Below are 15,040 nucleotides of genomic sequence, written 5' to 3' on the forward strand. Positions count from 1 at the left end.
CCACTGCATACGATCGTGCGATGAGCTCCACCGCATCCACCTCCGCCAGTTCCGCCCACACCCCCGTCAGCACGCACAGCATCGCCCCCGCCCAGGTGCTGCGCGGGGGCGGGGCTTGGTCTGAGGCCCTGCCCCTGCTGGCCAACCTCGGGCGTGAGGTGTTGCTGCTGGGACGCAGCCGCTCCACGCTCCCCCTGCGGCAGGAGCTGGCCACCGACCTCGAGGCCATTGGCCTGCGGGTGAGGCCGGCCTGGCTGCAGCACGACTGCTGCGCCGAGGATCTGCAGCGGCTCGAGACCGAGGCCCGGCGCGGTGGCGCCGATCTGCTGCTGGCCGCCGGCGGCGGCAAGGTGCTCGACGCCGGCAAGCTGCTGGCCCAGCGCCTGGGGCTGCCCTGCGTCACCGTGCCCACCAGTGCCGCCACCTGCGCCGGCTGGACCGCCCTCTCCAATCTCTATTCCCCCCAGGGGGCCTTCCAGGGCGATGTGGCTCTGGACCGCTGCCCGGATCTGCTGGTGTTCGACCACGGCCTGGTGCGCCGGGCACCGCCGCGCACCCTGGCGAGCGGCATCGCCGACGCCATGGCCAAGTGGTACGAAGCTTCGGTGAGCAGCGGCGGCAGCCACGACGGCCTGATCCAGCAGACGGTGCAGATGGCCCGGGTGCTGCGCGACCAGCTGCTGCTGGAGGCGGAAGCGGCCCTCACCGACGCCGCCCAGCCCCAGCAGACCCCCAGCGAGGCCTGGGTGCGGGTGGCGGAGGCCTGCGGCCTCACCGCCGGCCTGATCGGCGGCCTCGGCGGCGCCCGCTGCCGCACCGTGGCGGCCCACGCCGTGCACAACGGCCTCACCCAGCTGGCTGCCTGCCACGACAGCCTGCACGGCGAGAAGGTGGGCTTCGGGGTGCTGGTGCAGCTGCGTCTCGAGGAACTGGTGGGTGGCCAGCAGCTGGCAGGCCAGGCACGGCGGCAGCTGCTGCCGCTGTTCCAGAGGCTGGCCATCCCCTGCACCCTGGCTGAACTGGGGCTGGCTCAGGCCAGCCTCAGCGATCTGGAAGCGGTGTGCGCCTGGGCCTGCGCCCCCGGCTCCGACCTCCACCATCTGCCCTTCCCGGTCGGCCAGGCCGATCTGCTGGCAGCGATGGTGAGCACCACCAGCAACGCCCTGCCCAGCCTGGAGCGGCAGTCGGTGTGATCCCCAGCGATCAGCAGGAGCTCTGCCGGGCGCTGGTGAGCGAGGCCGCCGCCAGCCTGCTTGACCCCCAGGGCCGCCAGCTCGCCGCCCATGTGCAGTGGTGGCCCCTCGATGGGCTCCCGGGCAACTGGCCCGTGGCCGTGCTGGGGGAGGGGCCGCCGCTGCTGCTGCTGCACGGCTTCGACAGCTCGCTCCTGGAATTCCGCCGCCTGGCACCGCTGCTGGCGGAGCGCCACCAGGTGTTCATCCCCGACCTGTACGGCTTCGGCTTCAGCCCGCGGCCGGCCACCGGACCCTACGGGCCGGGGCCGGTGCTCGATCACCTGGAGCGGCTGATGGCCGCCATCGAGGTGCGCAACAGCACCTGGAGCGGCAGCAGCACCTTCGGCATCGGCCTGATCGGCGCCTCCATGGGCGGCTCCGTGGCGGTGGAGCTGGCCCGGCGCCTGCCGGCTCGGATCCAGCGGCTGCTGTTGCTCGCCCCGGCGGGACTCACGGGCCGGCCCATGCCGCTGCCGCCGCTGCTGGATGGCCTGGGGGTGCGCTTTCTGGCCCTGCCCGGTGTGCGGCGAGGCCTCTGCCGCAGTGCCTTCGCCGATCCCGACAGCGCCGTGGGCCCGGCGGAGCTGGAAATCGCCTCCCTGCACCTGCAGACGCCGGGCTGGGCCCGGTCCCTGGCCGCCTTCGCCCGCAGCGGCGGCTTCGCCGGCTGTGGCGAACCCCTGCCACCCCAGCCCCTGGAGGTGCTGTGGGGGGCCCAGGACCGCATCCTGCGCCCGCCCCAGAAACGGGCCGCCCTGGCCCTGCTGGGCGAGCGGGTGCGGGAACTGGAGGCCTGCGGCCACCTGCCCCACATCGATCAGCCCCATACCGTTGCGGCCACCTGGCTGGCCCAGCCGGCAGCCGCCCGATGAGCGCCGCCAGCCCCGATGGCGGGCCCGTGCTGCGGCTGCTCTCCGCCGCCCTGCAGCTGTGGCTGCGCCAGCAGTGCGAGCGCCTGGACAGCCTGGAGCTGCAGCTCCAGGGCAGCGCCGGGGAGCTGCTGCGCGGCCGCCTGGCGGGGGTACGGGTGCGGGCGCGGGGAGTCTGCTATCAGCATCTGCAGCTGGAACTGGTGGACCTCACCAGCGGACCGCTGCGGGTCCAGATGGGCAGCCTCTGGCGGGGCCAGCCCGTGCAGCTGAAGGACCCCTTTGTGATCCGCGGACTGGTGAGCTTCACCGCCGCCGGACTCAACCACTCCCTGGCCCAGCCACGCTGGCGTCCCCTGGCCGACCAGATCGCCGAGGAGCTGCTGGGCATCACGCCGCTGGTGGGGTTACGCATGGGAGACAAGCGCCTGGTGCTCGCGGCCAAGGGGCTGGCTGAGCCCCGTCCCGTGGAGGTGCACACCACGCTGGAGGTGTGCCCAGAGGGCCTGGCACTGGTGAGCCTGGACGGCAGTCACCGCAGCCTGCTGCCGATGGACGCCTCCCTGCGGGTGGAGCGGGCGAGCGTGGAGGCCGGCCTGCTGGTGCTCGACGGCGAGGCCACCGTGACTCCCTAACGCTGCAGCAGCGGCAGCACCAGGGTGACGAGCGAGTACACCACCGCCGGCACGAACAGATAGCTGTCGATGCGATCGAGGATGCCGCCATGGCCCGGAATGGCATCGCCGGAATCCTTCAGCCCCGCATCGCGCTTCATCATCGACTCGGTGAGATCCCCCACCAGGGCGAACAGGGCCACCACCGCCCCCAGCAGGGCCCCGATCAGCCAGCCCCACTGCCAGCCGATCCAGAGCCCGCCGATCACCCCCACCGCCATGGCGCAGGCCACGCCCCCCAGGGCTCCCTCCACGGTCTTGCCCGGAGAGATCGGCGACAGCGGGCGGCGCCCCAGCCGGCGACCGATCACGTAGGAGCCGATGTCGGTGGCCACGATCAGGAAGCAGGCCAGCAGCGTCAGCGCCAGACCGCTGTCGCCGAGGGCCCGCAGCTTGATCCAGTGGCTGGGCAGAAAGCCGAGATAGAACAGACCGAAGATCGAGGCGGCGATGTCGGCGATGGTGCCCGTCTGCGGCTGCAGCAGCAGCCAGCCGCAGATCACCGCACCGGAGGCGGGCAGCACCGCCGCCGCCACGTCGCTGGGGATGGCCTGGGTGGTGAACAGCAGCAGCTGCACCGCCACCAGGGTGGTTTTGGTGGCTGGCCGGATGCCCTTGAACTGGGCCATGCGGAAGAACTCCAGCAGGCCCAGGTGCACGATCACCCCCACGGCCACCGTGAACCACCAGCCCCCCAGCATCACCACCACGAAGCCGAAGGCCCCCACCGCCCAGCCACTGGCCAGCCGGGCCAGGGAGGTGGCCTTCGGGGATCGCTGCGGCACGGACACGGGCGGCGGCGGGGAGCTCAAGGGCGTTCGGCCGCGATCAGGAACAGGGGCTCCGCTGCCGCCAGTTTGGCCTGGGCCCCCCGGCGCTGCATGCGGTGCACCGTGGCCTGCACCACCTGCAGGTCCTTGGCGGCCAGCTGGCCCAGGGTGTCGGTGGCATCCACCAGTCCCTCGAGGCTGGCGGTGCTGATCACCAGTCGCCCCGCGGGCTGAAGGGCCTGCCACACCGCCGCGAGCACGGCTCCGAGGGGACGCCCCACCTCCAGCAACACCCGGTCGGGCCGCGGCGGCAGCAGGGCCAGGTCATCGGGCGCAGCGCCGGCATGAATGTGCAGGTTGGCGATCCCGAAGCGCTGGCGATTGCGCTCCAGCAGGGCGATGGCCTCGGGATCGCGCTCCAGGGTGTGCACGGCGCCAGCGGGCATCAGCCGGGCGATCTCCAGGGCCAGGGCGCCGGTGCCACCGCCCACATCCCACACCAGGGAGTCGGCCCGGGGCCGCAGATGGGCCAGCAGCATCACCCGCAGCTCCATCGGGGTGGGGCTGAAACCGGGGGCATCGTCGAAGGCGCCATCCGGCAACCCGGGAGTCACGAAGTCCCAGCTGTAGGGCTGGATACGGGGCGCTGGTGGTCCGGACACGGGGTCCTAACTGGCCACAACCTTCACCGTATCAGCGATCTGGCCTGGCCAAAGGCGGGCCTGCCCGGCCAGCCAGGCCGCCCGGGCGGCGTCGATGCGCTCGCCGGGCACCACCAGGGGGATGCCGGGGGGATAGGGACAGAGGGGCTCGGCGGCCAGCTGCCCGGCGGCCTGATCCAGCGGCAGCGACCGCGACGGCGCCCGCCAGGCCCGCCCCAGCGCCAGCTCCGGCTCGGCCACCAGCGGCAGAGGCGGAGCGCTGAAGGGCGGCAGGGGATCACCGCCGAGGGCCTGAACCAGGGCCGCCAGGGCCCGCGGCAGGCGGCGCGCCACACCAGGGGGCGGCAGCTCTCCCAGGCAGAAGGTGAGCGTTCCAGGTTCGGGCAGCTCGGCGATCACCCCCCGCGCCAGCAGCCAGGTGTCGGCCTCCAGGCCGTTGATGCCGGCGGCGGCGGTGTGCAGCACCAGGCGCAGGGGGTCGTGGTTGGCCAGCAGCGGCAAACCCAGCGCAGCGCAACGGCGGCGCAGCCTGGCCGCCACCGCCTCGGCGCGGCGGCGACGGCGGTGGCCGGCCTCGCTGCTGCCATGGCGCAGGGCGACCTCGGAGGAGGCGAGCAGCAGGGCGCTGGGGCTGGAGGTCTGCAACCACAGCAGGCTGCGGGCGATCGCCGCGCCATCGAGCCGCGGCCCCTGGCCCAGCAGGGCGGCGCTCTGGGCCAGCCCGGCGCCGGCCTTCTGGCAGGAGAGCACCACCAGGTCGGCGCCGGCCGCCAGGGCCTCGCCGCGGCCATGGGCCTGATCCACCAGCAGTGGCAAGCCGGCGCCATGGACCACCGCCACCAGTGGGCTGAGATCAACGGCCATGCCCTGGTAACTGGGGGACACCAGCACCACCGCCGCCAGGGGCCCGCCGGCCAGGGCCGCCGCCAGCACCCGCTCCAGCCAGGCGGCGTCCGGCGGCTGCCAGAGGCCACTGGCCCCGTCGAAGGGCAGGTTGAACAGCACCGGCCGCAGCTGCCCCAGCACACAGCCGTGCAGCAGCGAGCGGTGCAGGTTGCGGGGCAGCAGCACGCGACTGCCGGGAGGGGCCAGGGCCAGCAGGGCGGCCTGCAGCAGGCCACTGGCGCCGTTGACACCAAACCAGCAGTGCTCGGCCCCCAACAGGGCAGCGCAGGCGGCCTGGGCCTGGGCCACGGCGCCATCCGGCTCGAGGGGGCCGCCGAAGCCCGGCAGTTCCGGCAGGTCCCAGCTGCCGGGGGGCTGACGCAGGAGCGCCGCCAGCTCCGGAGCCAGGCCCCGGCCCCGGCCATGGGCGGGCAGGTGCAGGGCCAGAGAACGGCCCCAGGCGGGGACGAACAACCGTGGCGTCAGGGCAGACACCAGCTGCGAGCGGTTGGGCGCCGGGGTCAGGGCGCCCCTGATGGAACGGATCAACACACCGGTCCGCGGTTTCTAGAGTCTGGATCTCTCCCCCCGCCGACGCCCCTGGCCGGCATCGCCCTTGACCGCCGCCGCCACCAGAGCCGTCTCCGCCAGCCCAGCGATGGCGAGCCCAGCGATTGCCGGTGCCGCCATCGGCAGCGCCGGCTGCTCCCCCAGCGTCTACAACCCCCGGGCCGACCGCCGCTGGCTGCTGCGCCGTCCCTGGATCCTGATCAGCCGTCTGAGCAGCGTGCTCTGGCAGCTGGGGAGCCTCACGGTGGTGCTGCTCGTACAGGGCAAAAGCCGCGACGCCGGCGTGCAGCGGCGTCTGGGCCAGCGCATCCTGACCACCCTCACCCACCTGGGCCCCTGCTTCATCAAGGTGGGGCAGGCCCTCTCCACCCGCCCGGATCTGGTGCGGCGCGACTGGCTGGAGGAGCTCACCCAGCTGCAGGACAACCTGCCGCCCTTCCCCCAGGACGTGGCCCTGGCCACGATCGAGGCGGAGCTGGGGGCGCCGGCCGACCGGCTGTTCGAGGAGTTTCCCGACTACCCGATGGCGGCGGCCAGCCTGGGCCAGGTGTATCGCGCCCGGCTGAGCGACGGTCGCTGGGTGGCGGTGAAGGTGCAGCGGCCCGGGCTGGAGCGGATCCTGCGCCGCGATCTGGTGCTGATCCGTGCCCTGGCCGTGGTGGTGGCCCCGGTGCTGCCCCTCAAGCTGGGCGTGGGATTGAGCGCCATCATCGACGAGTTCGGCCGCTCCCTGTTCGAGGAGATCGACTACCGCTGCGAGGCCGACAACGCCGAGCGCTTCGCCGCCCTGTTCGAACACCACCCGGAGGTCACCGTGCCCCGGGTGGAGCGCATGCTGAGCTCCCGGCGTGTGCTCACCACCAGCTGGATCCATGGCACCAAGCTGCAGGAGCGCCGGACCCTCGAGGCCCAGGGTCTCGACCCCTCCGCCCTGATCCGCACCTGCGTGATTGCCGGGCTGCGCCAGCTGCTCGAGTTCGGCTACTTCCACGCCGATCCCCATCCCGGCAACCTGTTCGCCCTGCCGGGCCGCAGCGGCGGCCTGGGCCACGTGGCCTACGTGGACTTCGGAATGATGGACTCGATCACCGATGCCGACCGACTCACCCTCACCGGGGCGGTGGTGCATCTGATCAACCGCGACTTCCGCGCCCTGGCTGAGGATTTCGTGGCCCTGGGCTTCCTCACCCCGGACACCGATCGCGAACCGATCATCCCCGCCCTCGAGGAGGTGCTGGGGGGGGCACTGGGGGAGAACGTGGGCAGCTTCAACTTCAAGTCGGTCACCGACCGCTTCTCAGAGCTGATGTTCGACTACCCGTTCCGGGTGCCGGCGCGCTTTGCCCTGATCATCCGGGCGGTGGTGAGCCAGGAGGGCCTGGCGCTGCGCCTCGACCCCGACTTCAAGATCATCCGCGTGGCCTATCCCTACGTGGCCCGGCGGCTGCTGGCGGGGGACACCGCCGAGATGCGCGAGAAGCTGCTCGACGTGCTGTTCGACGGCGACGGCCGCCTGCGGGTGCAGCGGCTCGACAACCTGCTTTCGGTGGTGGAGGAGGCGGGATCGACCCCCGACCTGCTGCCGGTGGTGGGCTCAGGCCTGAAGCTGCTGCTGGGTCCCGAGGGCAGCAGCCTGCGCCAGCGGCTGCTGCTCACCCTGGTGCAGGACAACCACCTGCACACGGAGGATCTGCGGGCCCTGGCCGGCCTGCTGCGGCGCACGTTCACGCCGGCCAAGCTTGCCGGCGGCATGCTGGCCCGGTTCAACCCCCTGTCTTCAGGAGCCTGAGGCGCCACTAGGGTCGCCCCCTGCCCGCAATTGCCCTGTGAACCACTTCCTCCTCCTGCTCAGCTCCAGCGTTGGCACGGGCATGGCCACGGGCGACCTGGGCGGCGATCTCGATGCCCAGCTTTATTACCTCGCGGTGGCCACGTTCATGCAGCCGCCTTACCTGCTGGCGGGCATCGGCCTGGCCATGAGCGTGCTCTGCGGCCTCACCTTCGCCCGGCTGGTGCAGAACAAGCTGGAGGGCTGGAAACAGGACCGGCTGGCCCTGCTGCCCCTGGCCAGCGGCACCATCCTCCTGCCCTACTCCGGCGTGGTGATCGGCGTCACCCTGTTCATCGGCGGCAGCCTGCAGGTGTTCGGCTTCTCGGCCGGGGTGGCGCTGCTGGTGTCATTCGTGCTCTCGGTGGCCACCGCCGGCGCCCTCTGGGTGCAGCTGGAGCGGCTGATGACCCAGGTGGAGAACGGCACCTTCAGCGCCGTGGACTTCGACAACTTCGACCAGTTCTTCTAGGCCGCTGCTCCCACCCAGCTCGCTCTACGCAGCGCTCTACGCAGCCAGGTAGCCCTCGAGGCGGCAGGACTGGGAGCGGATGCCCTCCAGGGCCTTGCGCTCGAGGTTGCGGGTCTTGTCCCGGCTCATGCCCAGGGTCTTGGCGATCGAGCTCAAGCTCATCGGTTCGCGCAACCCTTCCCCCTCGGTGGCGATGCCGTAGCGCATCTTCAGCACCCGGCCCTGCAGGTCCGGCAGCTGTTCCAGCAGCGCCCGCAGGTCGCCCTTCAGGCACTCCCCATCCACCCGCTCCTCCGGCAGCTCCTCATCCCCAGCCAGCAGCTCCAGCAGCTCCGTGTCCTCCCCGTCGCCCACCTTCGTCTCCAGGCTCACCGGCTGCCGCGCACGGCACAGCAGGTCCTTCACCTCCTCCTCAGGCAGCTCCACGAACTCCGCCAGTTCCGTCACCGTCGGCGTCCGCCCCAGCGTCTGGCTCAGCTCCCGCTGACCCTTCTTCAGCTTGTTCAGCGTTTCCGTGATGTGGATCGGCAGCCGGATCGTGCGGCTCTTCTCCGCAATCGCCCGCGTGATCCCCTGCCGGATCCACCAGTACGCATACGTACTGAACTTGTAGCCGCGGGTGGGGTCGAACTTCTCCACACCCCGCACCAGCCCGATCGTTCCCTCCTGGATCAGATCCAGCAGTTCCATGTTCCGCTTGGTGTATTTCTTCGCCACGCTCACCACCAGACGCAGGTTCGCCGCCACCATCCGCTCCTTCGCCCGACGACCCGCCTGCAGACGCTTCTTCAGCAGCTGCGGGCTCATCCCCGCCGCCGCCGCCAGCTCACTGGCGCTCGGGGCACTGCCACCGGCACGCATCGTCAGTTCCTGCTCGATCTCCTCCAGCCCCATCAGCTCCTGCACCTGACGGCCCAGGGTGATCTCCTGCTCATGGGACAGCAGCGGCACCCGGCCGATGTCGCGCAGGTAGCTGCGCACCAGGTCGCCGCCGCCGAGCTGGTTGGCTTCCCCGAAGGCAACCCGGGGGCCGGTGGTGGCAACGCGGGAGGCAGCAGCGGCAGGCGCCATCGCAGGGGCAGCGGCGGGTGCGGCGGCGGCGGGGCGAGGGGCCATGGCGTTCGTGGTTTACGAAACGTTCTTGTTTCGTAAACCTATCACCCCTGGCCCGTCCTGGCCCCTGTCGCCCTGGCCCTGGCAAGGATGGGGGGATGCCAGCCGAACGGCTCCAGAAGCTGATCGCCGCCGCCGGGCTCTGCTCCCGCCGCAGCGCCGAAACCCTCCTCAGCCAGGGACGCGTGTGCGTCAACGGCCGTACCGCCGGCCTCGGGGATCGGGCCGATCCGGCCAGCGACGCGATCACGGTGGACGGCCGCCCCCTGCGCCCGGCGGCCCACCCCCTGCTGCTGCTGCTCAACAAGCCCGCCGGCGTGCTCTGCAGCTGCAGGGACCCCCAGGGCCGCGCCACCGTGCTCGACCTGCTGCCCCCGGAACTGCGCCGTGGTCAGGGGCTGCATCCGGTGGGCCGCCTCGACGGCGACAGCCGCGGCGCCCTGCTGCTCACCAACCAGGGCGATCTCACCCTGCGCCTCACCCACCCCCGCTTTGGCCACCGCAAGACCTACCGGGTGTGGGTGGCGGGGGCGCCTGCGCCCTCCACCCTGGAACGCTGGGCGGCCGGGGTGCCCCTGGAGGAGGGCCCCAGCCAGCCGGTGCTGGTGGGGCGACGGCGGCAACAGGACGATCGCTGCCAGCTGGAGCTGGTGATGGGCGAGGGCCGCAACCGCCAGATCCGCCGCACCGCAGCTCTGCTCGGCCATCCGGTGCTGGATCTGCAACGTCTGGCGATCGGGCCGGTTGAGCTGGGGACTCTGGAGGAGGGCCAGTGGCGCCACCTCGATCGCCGAGAATGGCGCGCCCTGGCCTGCGATCCCTGAGCCGCTTTCCCGCCACCCTGCGCGCCGGTCTCGGCCGGCTCTGGCCGCGGCGCTCCGTGGCTGCTGGCGGCAGCTCGCCGGCAGCCACGCCGGTGGATCCGCTGCTGGCGGCGGGCCAGCGGCTGCGCCAGCAGCGCCTGCAGCGCCAGCTGAGCCTGCGCCAGCTGGCCGACGAAACCCGCATCAGCACCCCCGTGCTGGAGGCGCTGGAGCGCGGCTGGCGCGACCGGCTGCCCGAGCCCACCTACCTGCGCACGATGCTGCCGCTGATCGAGCGGCACCTGGAGCTGGAGCCGGGCAGTCTCGAGGCAGTTCTGCCCCAGGGCACAACCAACAGCCTGCGGGGCCGCTCCGGCGGCGGCCTGCTGCAGCGCTTCACCCCCGGCTCGATCGATGTGTTCACCACCTGGCAGGGCACCGTGCTCTACGGGCTGCTCACCCTGGGGCTGATCTACGCGCTCAACCTGCAGCAGCAGCGGCTGGCCGCGGCCGGCCTGCTGGCGGTGACGCCGATTCCGCCGCGGCCCACCAGCCCCGGCGATCCCCGCTCCGGCTCCGCCGAAGGCCCCGCCCAGGCCACCGCCGAGCAGGCACTGCTGGGGGCCTTTCCGGAGCTGCGGCCCCTGGAGCAGGCCGCCGCGGGTCAGGCGCTGCGGCTGTGGCGGGAGGCCAGCTCGCCGTAGCCCTTGAGCGGGCCGTCGAGCTGCTCAAGGGGCCGCGTGAGGCGCCAGGTCCAGTTGGCCCCGAGGGTGCCGGGGGTGTTGAAGCGAGCCTCATCGCCCAGCTCCAGCAGGTCCTGCAGGGGCACCACCACCAGCTCCGCCGGCGTGCTCAGCGCCAGCTCCAGGAGCTGCCAGCCCGGCGCGTTCACCCCGGCCCCCAGCACGGTCTCCACCCGCTGACGCACCTCTCCATCGAGCCCCTGCCACCAGCCCACGGCCGTGGCGTTGTCGTGGGTGCCGGTGTACACCACCCAGTCGGAACCGTGGATGTTGGCCGGCAGGTAGGGGTTGTCGTGGTTGCCGTCGAAGGCGAACTGGAGGATCTTCATGCCCGGCAGGCGGTGGCGATCGCGCAGCGCCTCCACCGCCGGGGTGATCACGCCCAGGTCTTCGGCCACCAGCGGCAAGCGGCCACCCAGCAGGCCGCCGCTCAGGGCGAGCCGCAGCCACAGGGCAGACAGCAGCAGGTGTCCGGGGGCGGAGCGCCAGCGGCCGTCCTGGGCCGTGGCGGCCTCCCCGGGCACGCTCCAGTAGGCCTCCAGGGCCCGGAAGTGGTCGAGGCGCAGCAGGTCGAACAGCTCCAGCTGGCGCCGCAGCCTCCCCAGCCACCAGCCGAACCCCGTGAGCAGGTGGCGCCGCCAGCGATACACCGGCGTGCCCCAGAGCTGACCGGTGGCCGAGAAGTAGTCGGGCGGCACGCCGCTCTGCTCCTCCAGCCCCCCCGCACGGGGCGCCAGGGAGAACAGGCCGGGATGGCTCCACACATCGGCGCTGTCGTGGGCCACGTAGAAGGGCAGGTCGCCGAACAGGCTCACCCCCTCCTGCTCGGCATGGCGGCGCAGGGCCTGCCACTCCTGCTGCAGCAGCCACTGCAGCACCGTTTCGGCCAGCAGCTCCTGGCGGTGCTCGCGATCAAAGCGGCGCAGGGCCCCGGGCCAGCGCCGGGCCAGGGGCTCGGGCCATTGCCACCAGGGCCGGCCGTCCTGCTGGCGGCGCAGCACCATGTAGCGGCAGTGGTCGCGCAGCCAGAACCGCTCCTGGCGGCACCAGCGCCGCAGGGCCCGCTGGCGCTGGGGCGACTGCCGGGGCCAGTGCTGCGCCAGGGCCCGGCCGAGGGCCTGGGAACGGCGGTCCTGCAGGGCCGGATCGAGGCGCTCCCCGACTTCGGCGTCAGGCCCCTCCCCGGCGGCGCCATCGCCGCCGGCCGGATCCAGAAACCCCTGCTCCAGCAGCCGCTCCCTGTCCAGCAGCCAGGGGTTGAGGGCCGAACCGCTGGGGGAGCTGTAGGGCGAACCGGTGCCGTCCGGCGGCGCCAGGGGCAGCAGCTGCCACACGCCGATGCCGTGACGGCCCAGCAGCGAGAGCCAGTCGTGGGCCTGGCGGCCCAACGTGCCGCAGCCGCCGGGCCCGGGAAGGGCCGTGGGATGCAGCAGCACACCGGTGCGGCCGCTCACGCTTCGGGCAGCCGGTAGCGGCTCACGATTGTCCTGGCAAAGGCGGGGATGTGGGCCTCGACCTTCTCGGGATGGTGGCGCCGCACCCAGAGGGCGTTGCGGGTGAAGTGGGAATCGATCGAGAACCGGCCGTACTCCAGACCCTTCGGGCCGAGGCGCTCCACCACCAGGCCGATCAGCCGGGCCAGCCACAGGGGCAGCTTCAGGGCCTTGTCATAGGCCTCGATGCCCTGCTGCACCGCCGCGCGGCGATCGCCGCTGGAGGTCACCGGTGCCGTCTCCAGCTCAGGCTCCACCAGATCCAGCAGCTGCTGGCCCCTGGGATTGCGCACCGTGACCCACTGGCGGCCGAAGGTGGCGCCCATGTAGCCCACCACCAGATCGGCGCCGGCGTTGGTGTAGTCGAAGCAGCTCAGGCAGCTGGGGGCGAACACGTCCTTGAGCTTGGGCGTGTCCAGGCCGAAGAAGGGCACGGTTTCGGTGCGGCCGTCGCTGTGGCGGAAGTGGACACGGAAGTCCTGCATGAACTCGTAGTGCACCACCGTGGCTGGCGAACTCACGGTGCTCTCCAGAAAGGTCTGCAGGCCCTTGCGGCTCACGTTGTCCACGCAGGGGAGTCCCAGCACATAGAGCTCCTCGAGGGGCAGGGTGGCCTGCACGGCTCGCAGGGCCTGGATCTGGCAGCCCACGCCGATCGCCAGCAGGCGCTTGATGCCGCTGCCGGGCAGCTGCTCGAGCACCTCGAGGTTGGGGGAGAGGGTGGGTTTGTTCACCCGGGCGCTGAGCACCTCCTCGGGGGTGCGGGCCAGGCGGGGCACCGGGGTGAAGCGGTCACTGTCGCTCTGGCCCACGCACAGCACCGCATCCACCAGGCCGCTCTCCAGGGCACGGACGCCGATGCGGCTCACGATCCCGGTCCACTGGGCCCCTTCGATGGGCTGGCGCAGGCGCGCCATCAGCATGCGCTGGTGCACGCCGAAATAGAGCTCGTCGTCGTTGTCGAGATCCCGGCTGCGGCCGTGGGCCCCGCTCTCCATCGCCTCGAAGCGCTGCTCCAGGAAGGCGCAGCTGGTCTTCACATAGGCCACCCAGCGGCTGTCGCAGAGGCCGCACTGGCTGCAGAGGTCCTTGGCGGGATACACACTGCCCTTGGCCAGGGGCCTGGCCTTCTCGTGGGGAGCCGGCACGGGCAGGCGGGTCACTGCGGCACAACCTATCGGCTGCACTGCGCGGCGGGGCCCCTGCAGAGGGCTGCGGCAGAGTGTGACGCCGCCGCAGCCCTAGCTGTCCTCACTGAATGCGTCCCCGCCTCCCCGCCATCTGGAACAGCAGGCGAGGCTCCGGCACGAGGACGCAGTTGCCCCGTATACGGCGGCAATGGCCGTGGGGCCTGCTGCTGCGGGGGGGCCTGCTCGCCGGCGTGGGGGTGGTGGCCGGAGCGTCCCTGCTCGGGGTGCTGTGGCCCGAGCCCGAACCCAGCGGCGCGGGCAGGGGCCCCGAGAGCATCTCCGACCTGGCCAATCTTCCCAACCGGGCGGTCACGGTGCTGGTGATCGGCCTCGATGCCGACCAGCTCAACGCCGCCAGCAACAAAGCGGCGCCGTCGGGGCCCGCCAACGCCGATGCCCTGCTGCTGGTCCGCGTCAACCCCGACGGCCCCGTGCAGGTGCTGCCGCTGCCCACCAGCCTGGCGGTGCAGCTGCCTGGCGAGACGGCGCCCCAGTCGCTGGCGAGCCTGTATCGCAGCGGCGGTGCGGCGCTCACGGCCGACGCGGTACGCGAACTGGTAGGGCTGCCGGCGGGCCGACCCGATCGCTTCGTGGTGCTCAGCCGCGGCGCCCTGCGCGCCCTGGTGGAGGGATTGGGCTCGGTGGAGGTCAACCCACGGCGCACCATGCGCTACAGCGACAAGACCCAGGAGCTGGAGATCGACCTGCAGGCCGGTGTGCAGCGCCTCAGCCCGCTGCAGATGGAACATCTCGCCCGCTGGCGCGACCCCGCCAAGCCCCTCGAGAGCCGCCTGGAAAGCCACCAGCAGGTGGTGGAAAGCCTGCACCAGGAGCTGCGCCTGCAGGGCATGGGCGCCAACCTGCCGGAACTGGTGCGGCTGCTGCGAGGACAGGTGAACACCAACCTCAGCCAGGGTGAAATCCTCAGCCTGCTGGCGGCGGCCCTCCGGCCCGACACCAGCGTGAGCATCACCACCCTGCCCCTGGCGGCTCCCCGCCAGGGCGAGGCGGCCAAGGCCACCGGACTGCGGGAACGGGCGGCGCAGCTGCCCCAACCGTTCTGGCCGGAGGGCAAGGCCGGAGACGGCAAGCAGGCCAGTTCCAAGGCCCCCTGAGGGCGGGTCAGCGAGCCTGCAATTGCTGCCAGCGCAGCGCCAGCGCCCGGCGCAGCAGTGCCGGATCGGCAGGGTCGAGGTCGACGTCCAGCTCCAGTCCTCCCAGCCAGGGCAGGGCATCGCGGCGACGGGCCCCGGCCTGCCAGCGGCCACCCCACTGCAACAGACCGGCACAGGGCACCTGCCAGCGATCCAGCAGCGCGGCGGCGGCGGCGGGCAGGCCGCTGTCGAGCTGCTTGGCGCTGAACAGCAGCAACGCCGGCTGACGCCAGGCCCCCAGGGCCTCGGCCCAGTGGCCCCCGCCAGGCAGCCCATGGCCCGGATCCCTGGGCAGGGGCGCCAGCTGGGGAAGCGAGCCACCAGCTGCCGCGGCCAGCGCACTCAACCCGGCCAGGGAGTCCTGGGGATCGCCAGGGGCCAGGGGTGCCGCCAAGGCCAGGCCCAGGGCCTCCGCCAGCACCGGGGCGGCCTTGTGCAGGCGGGCCGCCACCTTCGCGGGGGTGCCGAAGGCGAGCAGCACCAGGACGGGGGGCCGCGGCGGCGCAGGGAGACTGGAAGGCGTCATGGATGTTTGCAAAGGCCGCACCGAGCCGCTTCTACCATCAGGATTCCGCTGAC

The 15,040-nt window shown here is 72.3% G+C and carries 15 protein-coding genes; 8 read left to right on the plus strand and 7 right to left on the minus strand.

The genetic code is table 11. The annotated features are described in order from the left end of the window. The first annotated feature begins 20 nt into the window (after positions 1 to 20). Genes KBY96_RS00850 through KBY96_RS00860 form a run of 3 tightly spaced genes read left to right on the plus strand, consistent with a single transcriptional unit; the run spans position 21 to position 2,739 of the window. Complete coding sequence (locus tag KBY96_RS00850) at positions 21 to 1,193, plus strand: iron-containing alcohol dehydrogenase family protein (RefSeq protein ID WP_254977318.1); 1,173 nt, start codon at positions 21 to 23, stop codon at positions 1,191 to 1,193. Next, the gene (locus KBY96_RS00855; protein ID WP_254977319.1) at positions 1,190 to 2,107 is read left to right on the plus strand and encodes an alpha/beta fold hydrolase; all 918 of its coding nucleotides are present in this window, start codon (positions 1,190 to 1,192) and stop codon (positions 2,105 to 2,107) included. Before KBY96_RS00850 ends, KBY96_RS00855 begins: the two co-directional genes overlap by 4 nt. Beyond that, positions 2,104 to 2,739: a DUF2993 domain-containing protein gene (locus tag KBY96_RS00860; RefSeq protein WP_254977320.1), complete on the plus strand. Its 636-nt coding sequence runs from the start codon at positions 2,104 to 2,106 to the stop codon at positions 2,737 to 2,739. Before KBY96_RS00855 ends, KBY96_RS00860 begins: the two co-directional genes overlap by 4 nt. Here KBY96_RS00860 and KBY96_RS00865 read toward each other — a convergent pair. From KBY96_RS00865 to KBY96_RS00875, 3 genes are read right to left on the minus strand one after another with little or no spacing between them, the layout of a single operon-like run. After that, a complete protein-coding gene (locus KBY96_RS00865; RefSeq protein WP_254977627.1) occupies positions 2,736 to 3,563 on the minus strand; it encodes a phosphatidate cytidylyltransferase in 828 nt (275 codons plus the stop codon). The genes KBY96_RS00860 and KBY96_RS00865 overlap by 4 nt on opposite strands. Positions 3,564 to 3,586: 23 nt before the next feature. After that, positions 3,587 to 4,210: a precorrin-6Y C5,15-methyltransferase subunit CbiT gene (gene cbiT, locus KBY96_RS00870; protein ID WP_254977321.1), complete on the minus strand. Its 624-nt coding sequence runs from the start codon at positions 4,208 to 4,210 to the stop codon at positions 3,587 to 3,589. A gap of 6 nt (positions 4,211 to 4,216) precedes the next feature. Further along, on the minus strand, positions 4,217 to 5,581 hold the full coding sequence (locus tag KBY96_RS00875; RefSeq protein WP_261357972.1) for an aminotransferase class I/II-fold pyridoxal phosphate-dependent enzyme: 1,365 nt from the start codon (positions 5,579 to 5,581) through the stop codon (positions 4,217 to 4,219). A gap of 172 nt (positions 5,582 to 5,753) precedes the next feature. Here KBY96_RS00875 and KBY96_RS00880 point away from each other — a divergent pair, with 172 nt between their 5' ends. Together KBY96_RS00880 and KBY96_RS00885 are read left to right on the plus strand one after the other, a co-directional pair. Beyond that, positions 5,754 to 7,454, plus strand: coding sequence for an AarF/ABC1/UbiB kinase family protein (locus KBY96_RS00880; RefSeq protein WP_254977323.1), 1,701 nt, complete (start codon positions 5,754 to 5,756; stop codon positions 7,452 to 7,454). Between the two features lie 82 nt (positions 7,455 to 7,536). Further along, a complete protein-coding gene (locus KBY96_RS00885; RefSeq protein WP_396122226.1) occupies positions 7,537 to 7,965 on the plus strand; it encodes a hypothetical protein in 429 nt (142 codons plus the stop codon). A 36-nt stretch (positions 7,966 to 8,001) separates the two neighbouring features. On the opposite strand, the gene KBY96_RS00890 is transcribed toward KBY96_RS00885, so the two are convergent. Then, positions 8,002 to 9,081, minus strand: coding sequence for an RpoD/SigA family RNA polymerase sigma factor (locus tag KBY96_RS00890; RefSeq protein WP_254977324.1), 1,080 nt, complete (start codon positions 9,079 to 9,081; stop codon positions 8,002 to 8,004). Positions 9,082 to 9,176: 95 nt separating this feature from the next. Here KBY96_RS00890 and KBY96_RS00895 point away from each other — a divergent pair, with 95 nt between their 5' ends. Both KBY96_RS00895 and KBY96_RS00900 read left to right on the plus strand, forming a co-directional pair. Next, entirely contained in the window at positions 9,177 to 9,902 is a 726-nt protein-coding gene (locus tag KBY96_RS00895) for a pseudouridine synthase (protein WP_254977325.1), read from the plus strand. After that, positions 9,875 to 10,585 carry a helix-turn-helix domain-containing protein gene (locus KBY96_RS00900; RefSeq protein ID WP_254977326.1) on the plus strand — a complete coding sequence of 237 codons (711 nt, stop codon included), beginning with the start codon at positions 9,875 to 9,877 and terminating at the stop codon, positions 10,583 to 10,585. The genes KBY96_RS00895 and KBY96_RS00900 overlap by 28 nt, the downstream gene beginning before the upstream one ends. Here the strand turns inward: KBY96_RS00900 and malQ are convergent. Together malQ and KBY96_RS00910 are read right to left on the minus strand one after the other, a co-directional pair. Next, the gene (gene malQ, locus KBY96_RS00905) at positions 10,546 to 12,078 is read right to left on the minus strand and encodes a 4-alpha-glucanotransferase (RefSeq protein ID WP_254977327.1); all 1,533 of its coding nucleotides are present in this window, start codon (positions 12,076 to 12,078) and stop codon (positions 10,546 to 10,548) included. The two genes, KBY96_RS00900 and malQ, sit on opposite strands and share 40 nt — an antisense overlap. Then, entirely contained in the window at positions 12,075 to 13,271 is a 1,197-nt protein-coding gene (locus tag KBY96_RS00910) for a Coenzyme F420 hydrogenase/dehydrogenase, beta subunit C-terminal domain (protein ID WP_261357974.1), read from the minus strand. The genes malQ and KBY96_RS00910 overlap by 4 nt, the downstream gene beginning before the upstream one ends. A 164-nt stretch (positions 13,272 to 13,435) precedes the next feature. Between KBY96_RS00910 and KBY96_RS00915 the strand changes: the two genes are divergently transcribed. Then, entirely contained in the window at positions 13,436 to 14,422 is a 987-nt protein-coding gene (locus tag KBY96_RS00915) for an LCP family protein (RefSeq protein ID WP_254977329.1), read from the plus strand. A 7-nt stretch (positions 14,423 to 14,429) separates the two neighbouring features. Here the strand turns inward: KBY96_RS00915 and KBY96_RS00920 are convergent, their stop codons facing one another. Then, positions 14,430 to 14,987 carry a hypothetical protein gene (locus KBY96_RS00920; RefSeq protein WP_254977330.1) on the minus strand — a complete coding sequence of 186 codons (558 nt, stop codon included), beginning with the start codon at positions 14,985 to 14,987 and terminating at the stop codon, positions 14,430 to 14,432. Between the last annotated feature and the right edge of the window lie 53 nt (positions 14,988 to 15,040).

It is taken from the genome of Cyanobium sp. ATX 6A2, assembly GCF_024346355.1.
Lineage (GTDB): Bacteria > Cyanobacteriota > Cyanobacteriia > PCC-6307 > Cyanobiaceae > NIES-981.

What these genes read in the sequence shown, in the direction of transcription:
- KBY96_RS00895 (WP_254977325.1), top strand. Translation starts at nt 9,177, where the DNA reads ATGCCAGCCGAACGGCTCCAGAAGCTGATCGCCGCCGCCGGGCTCTGC.
- KBY96_RS00880 (WP_254977323.1), top strand. Translation starts at nt 5,754, where the DNA reads ATGGCGAGCCCAGCGATTGCCGGTGCCGCCATCGGCAGCGCCGGCTGC.
- KBY96_RS00890 (WP_254977324.1), bottom strand. Translation starts at nt 9,081, where the DNA reads ATGGCCCCTCGCCCCGCCGCCGCCGCACCCGCCGCTGCCCCTGCGATG.
- KBY96_RS00900 (WP_254977326.1), top strand. Translation starts at nt 9,875, where the DNA reads ATGGCGCGCCCTGGCCTGCGATCCCTGAGCCGCTTTCCCGCCACCCTG.
- KBY96_RS00850 (WP_254977318.1), top strand. Translation starts at nt 21, where the DNA reads ATGAGCTCCACCGCATCCACCTCCGCCAGTTCCGCCCACACCCCCGTC.
- KBY96_RS00885 (WP_396122226.1), top strand. Translation starts at nt 7,537, where the DNA reads ATGGCCACGGGCGACCTGGGCGGCGATCTCGATGCCCAGCTTTATTAC.
- KBY96_RS00860 (WP_254977320.1), top strand. Translation starts at nt 2,104, where the DNA reads ATGAGCGCCGCCAGCCCCGATGGCGGGCCCGTGCTGCGGCTGCTCTCC.
- KBY96_RS00920 (WP_254977330.1), bottom strand. Translation starts at nt 14,987, where the DNA reads ATGACGCCTTCCAGTCTCCCTGCGCCGCCGCGGCCCCCCGTCCTGGTG.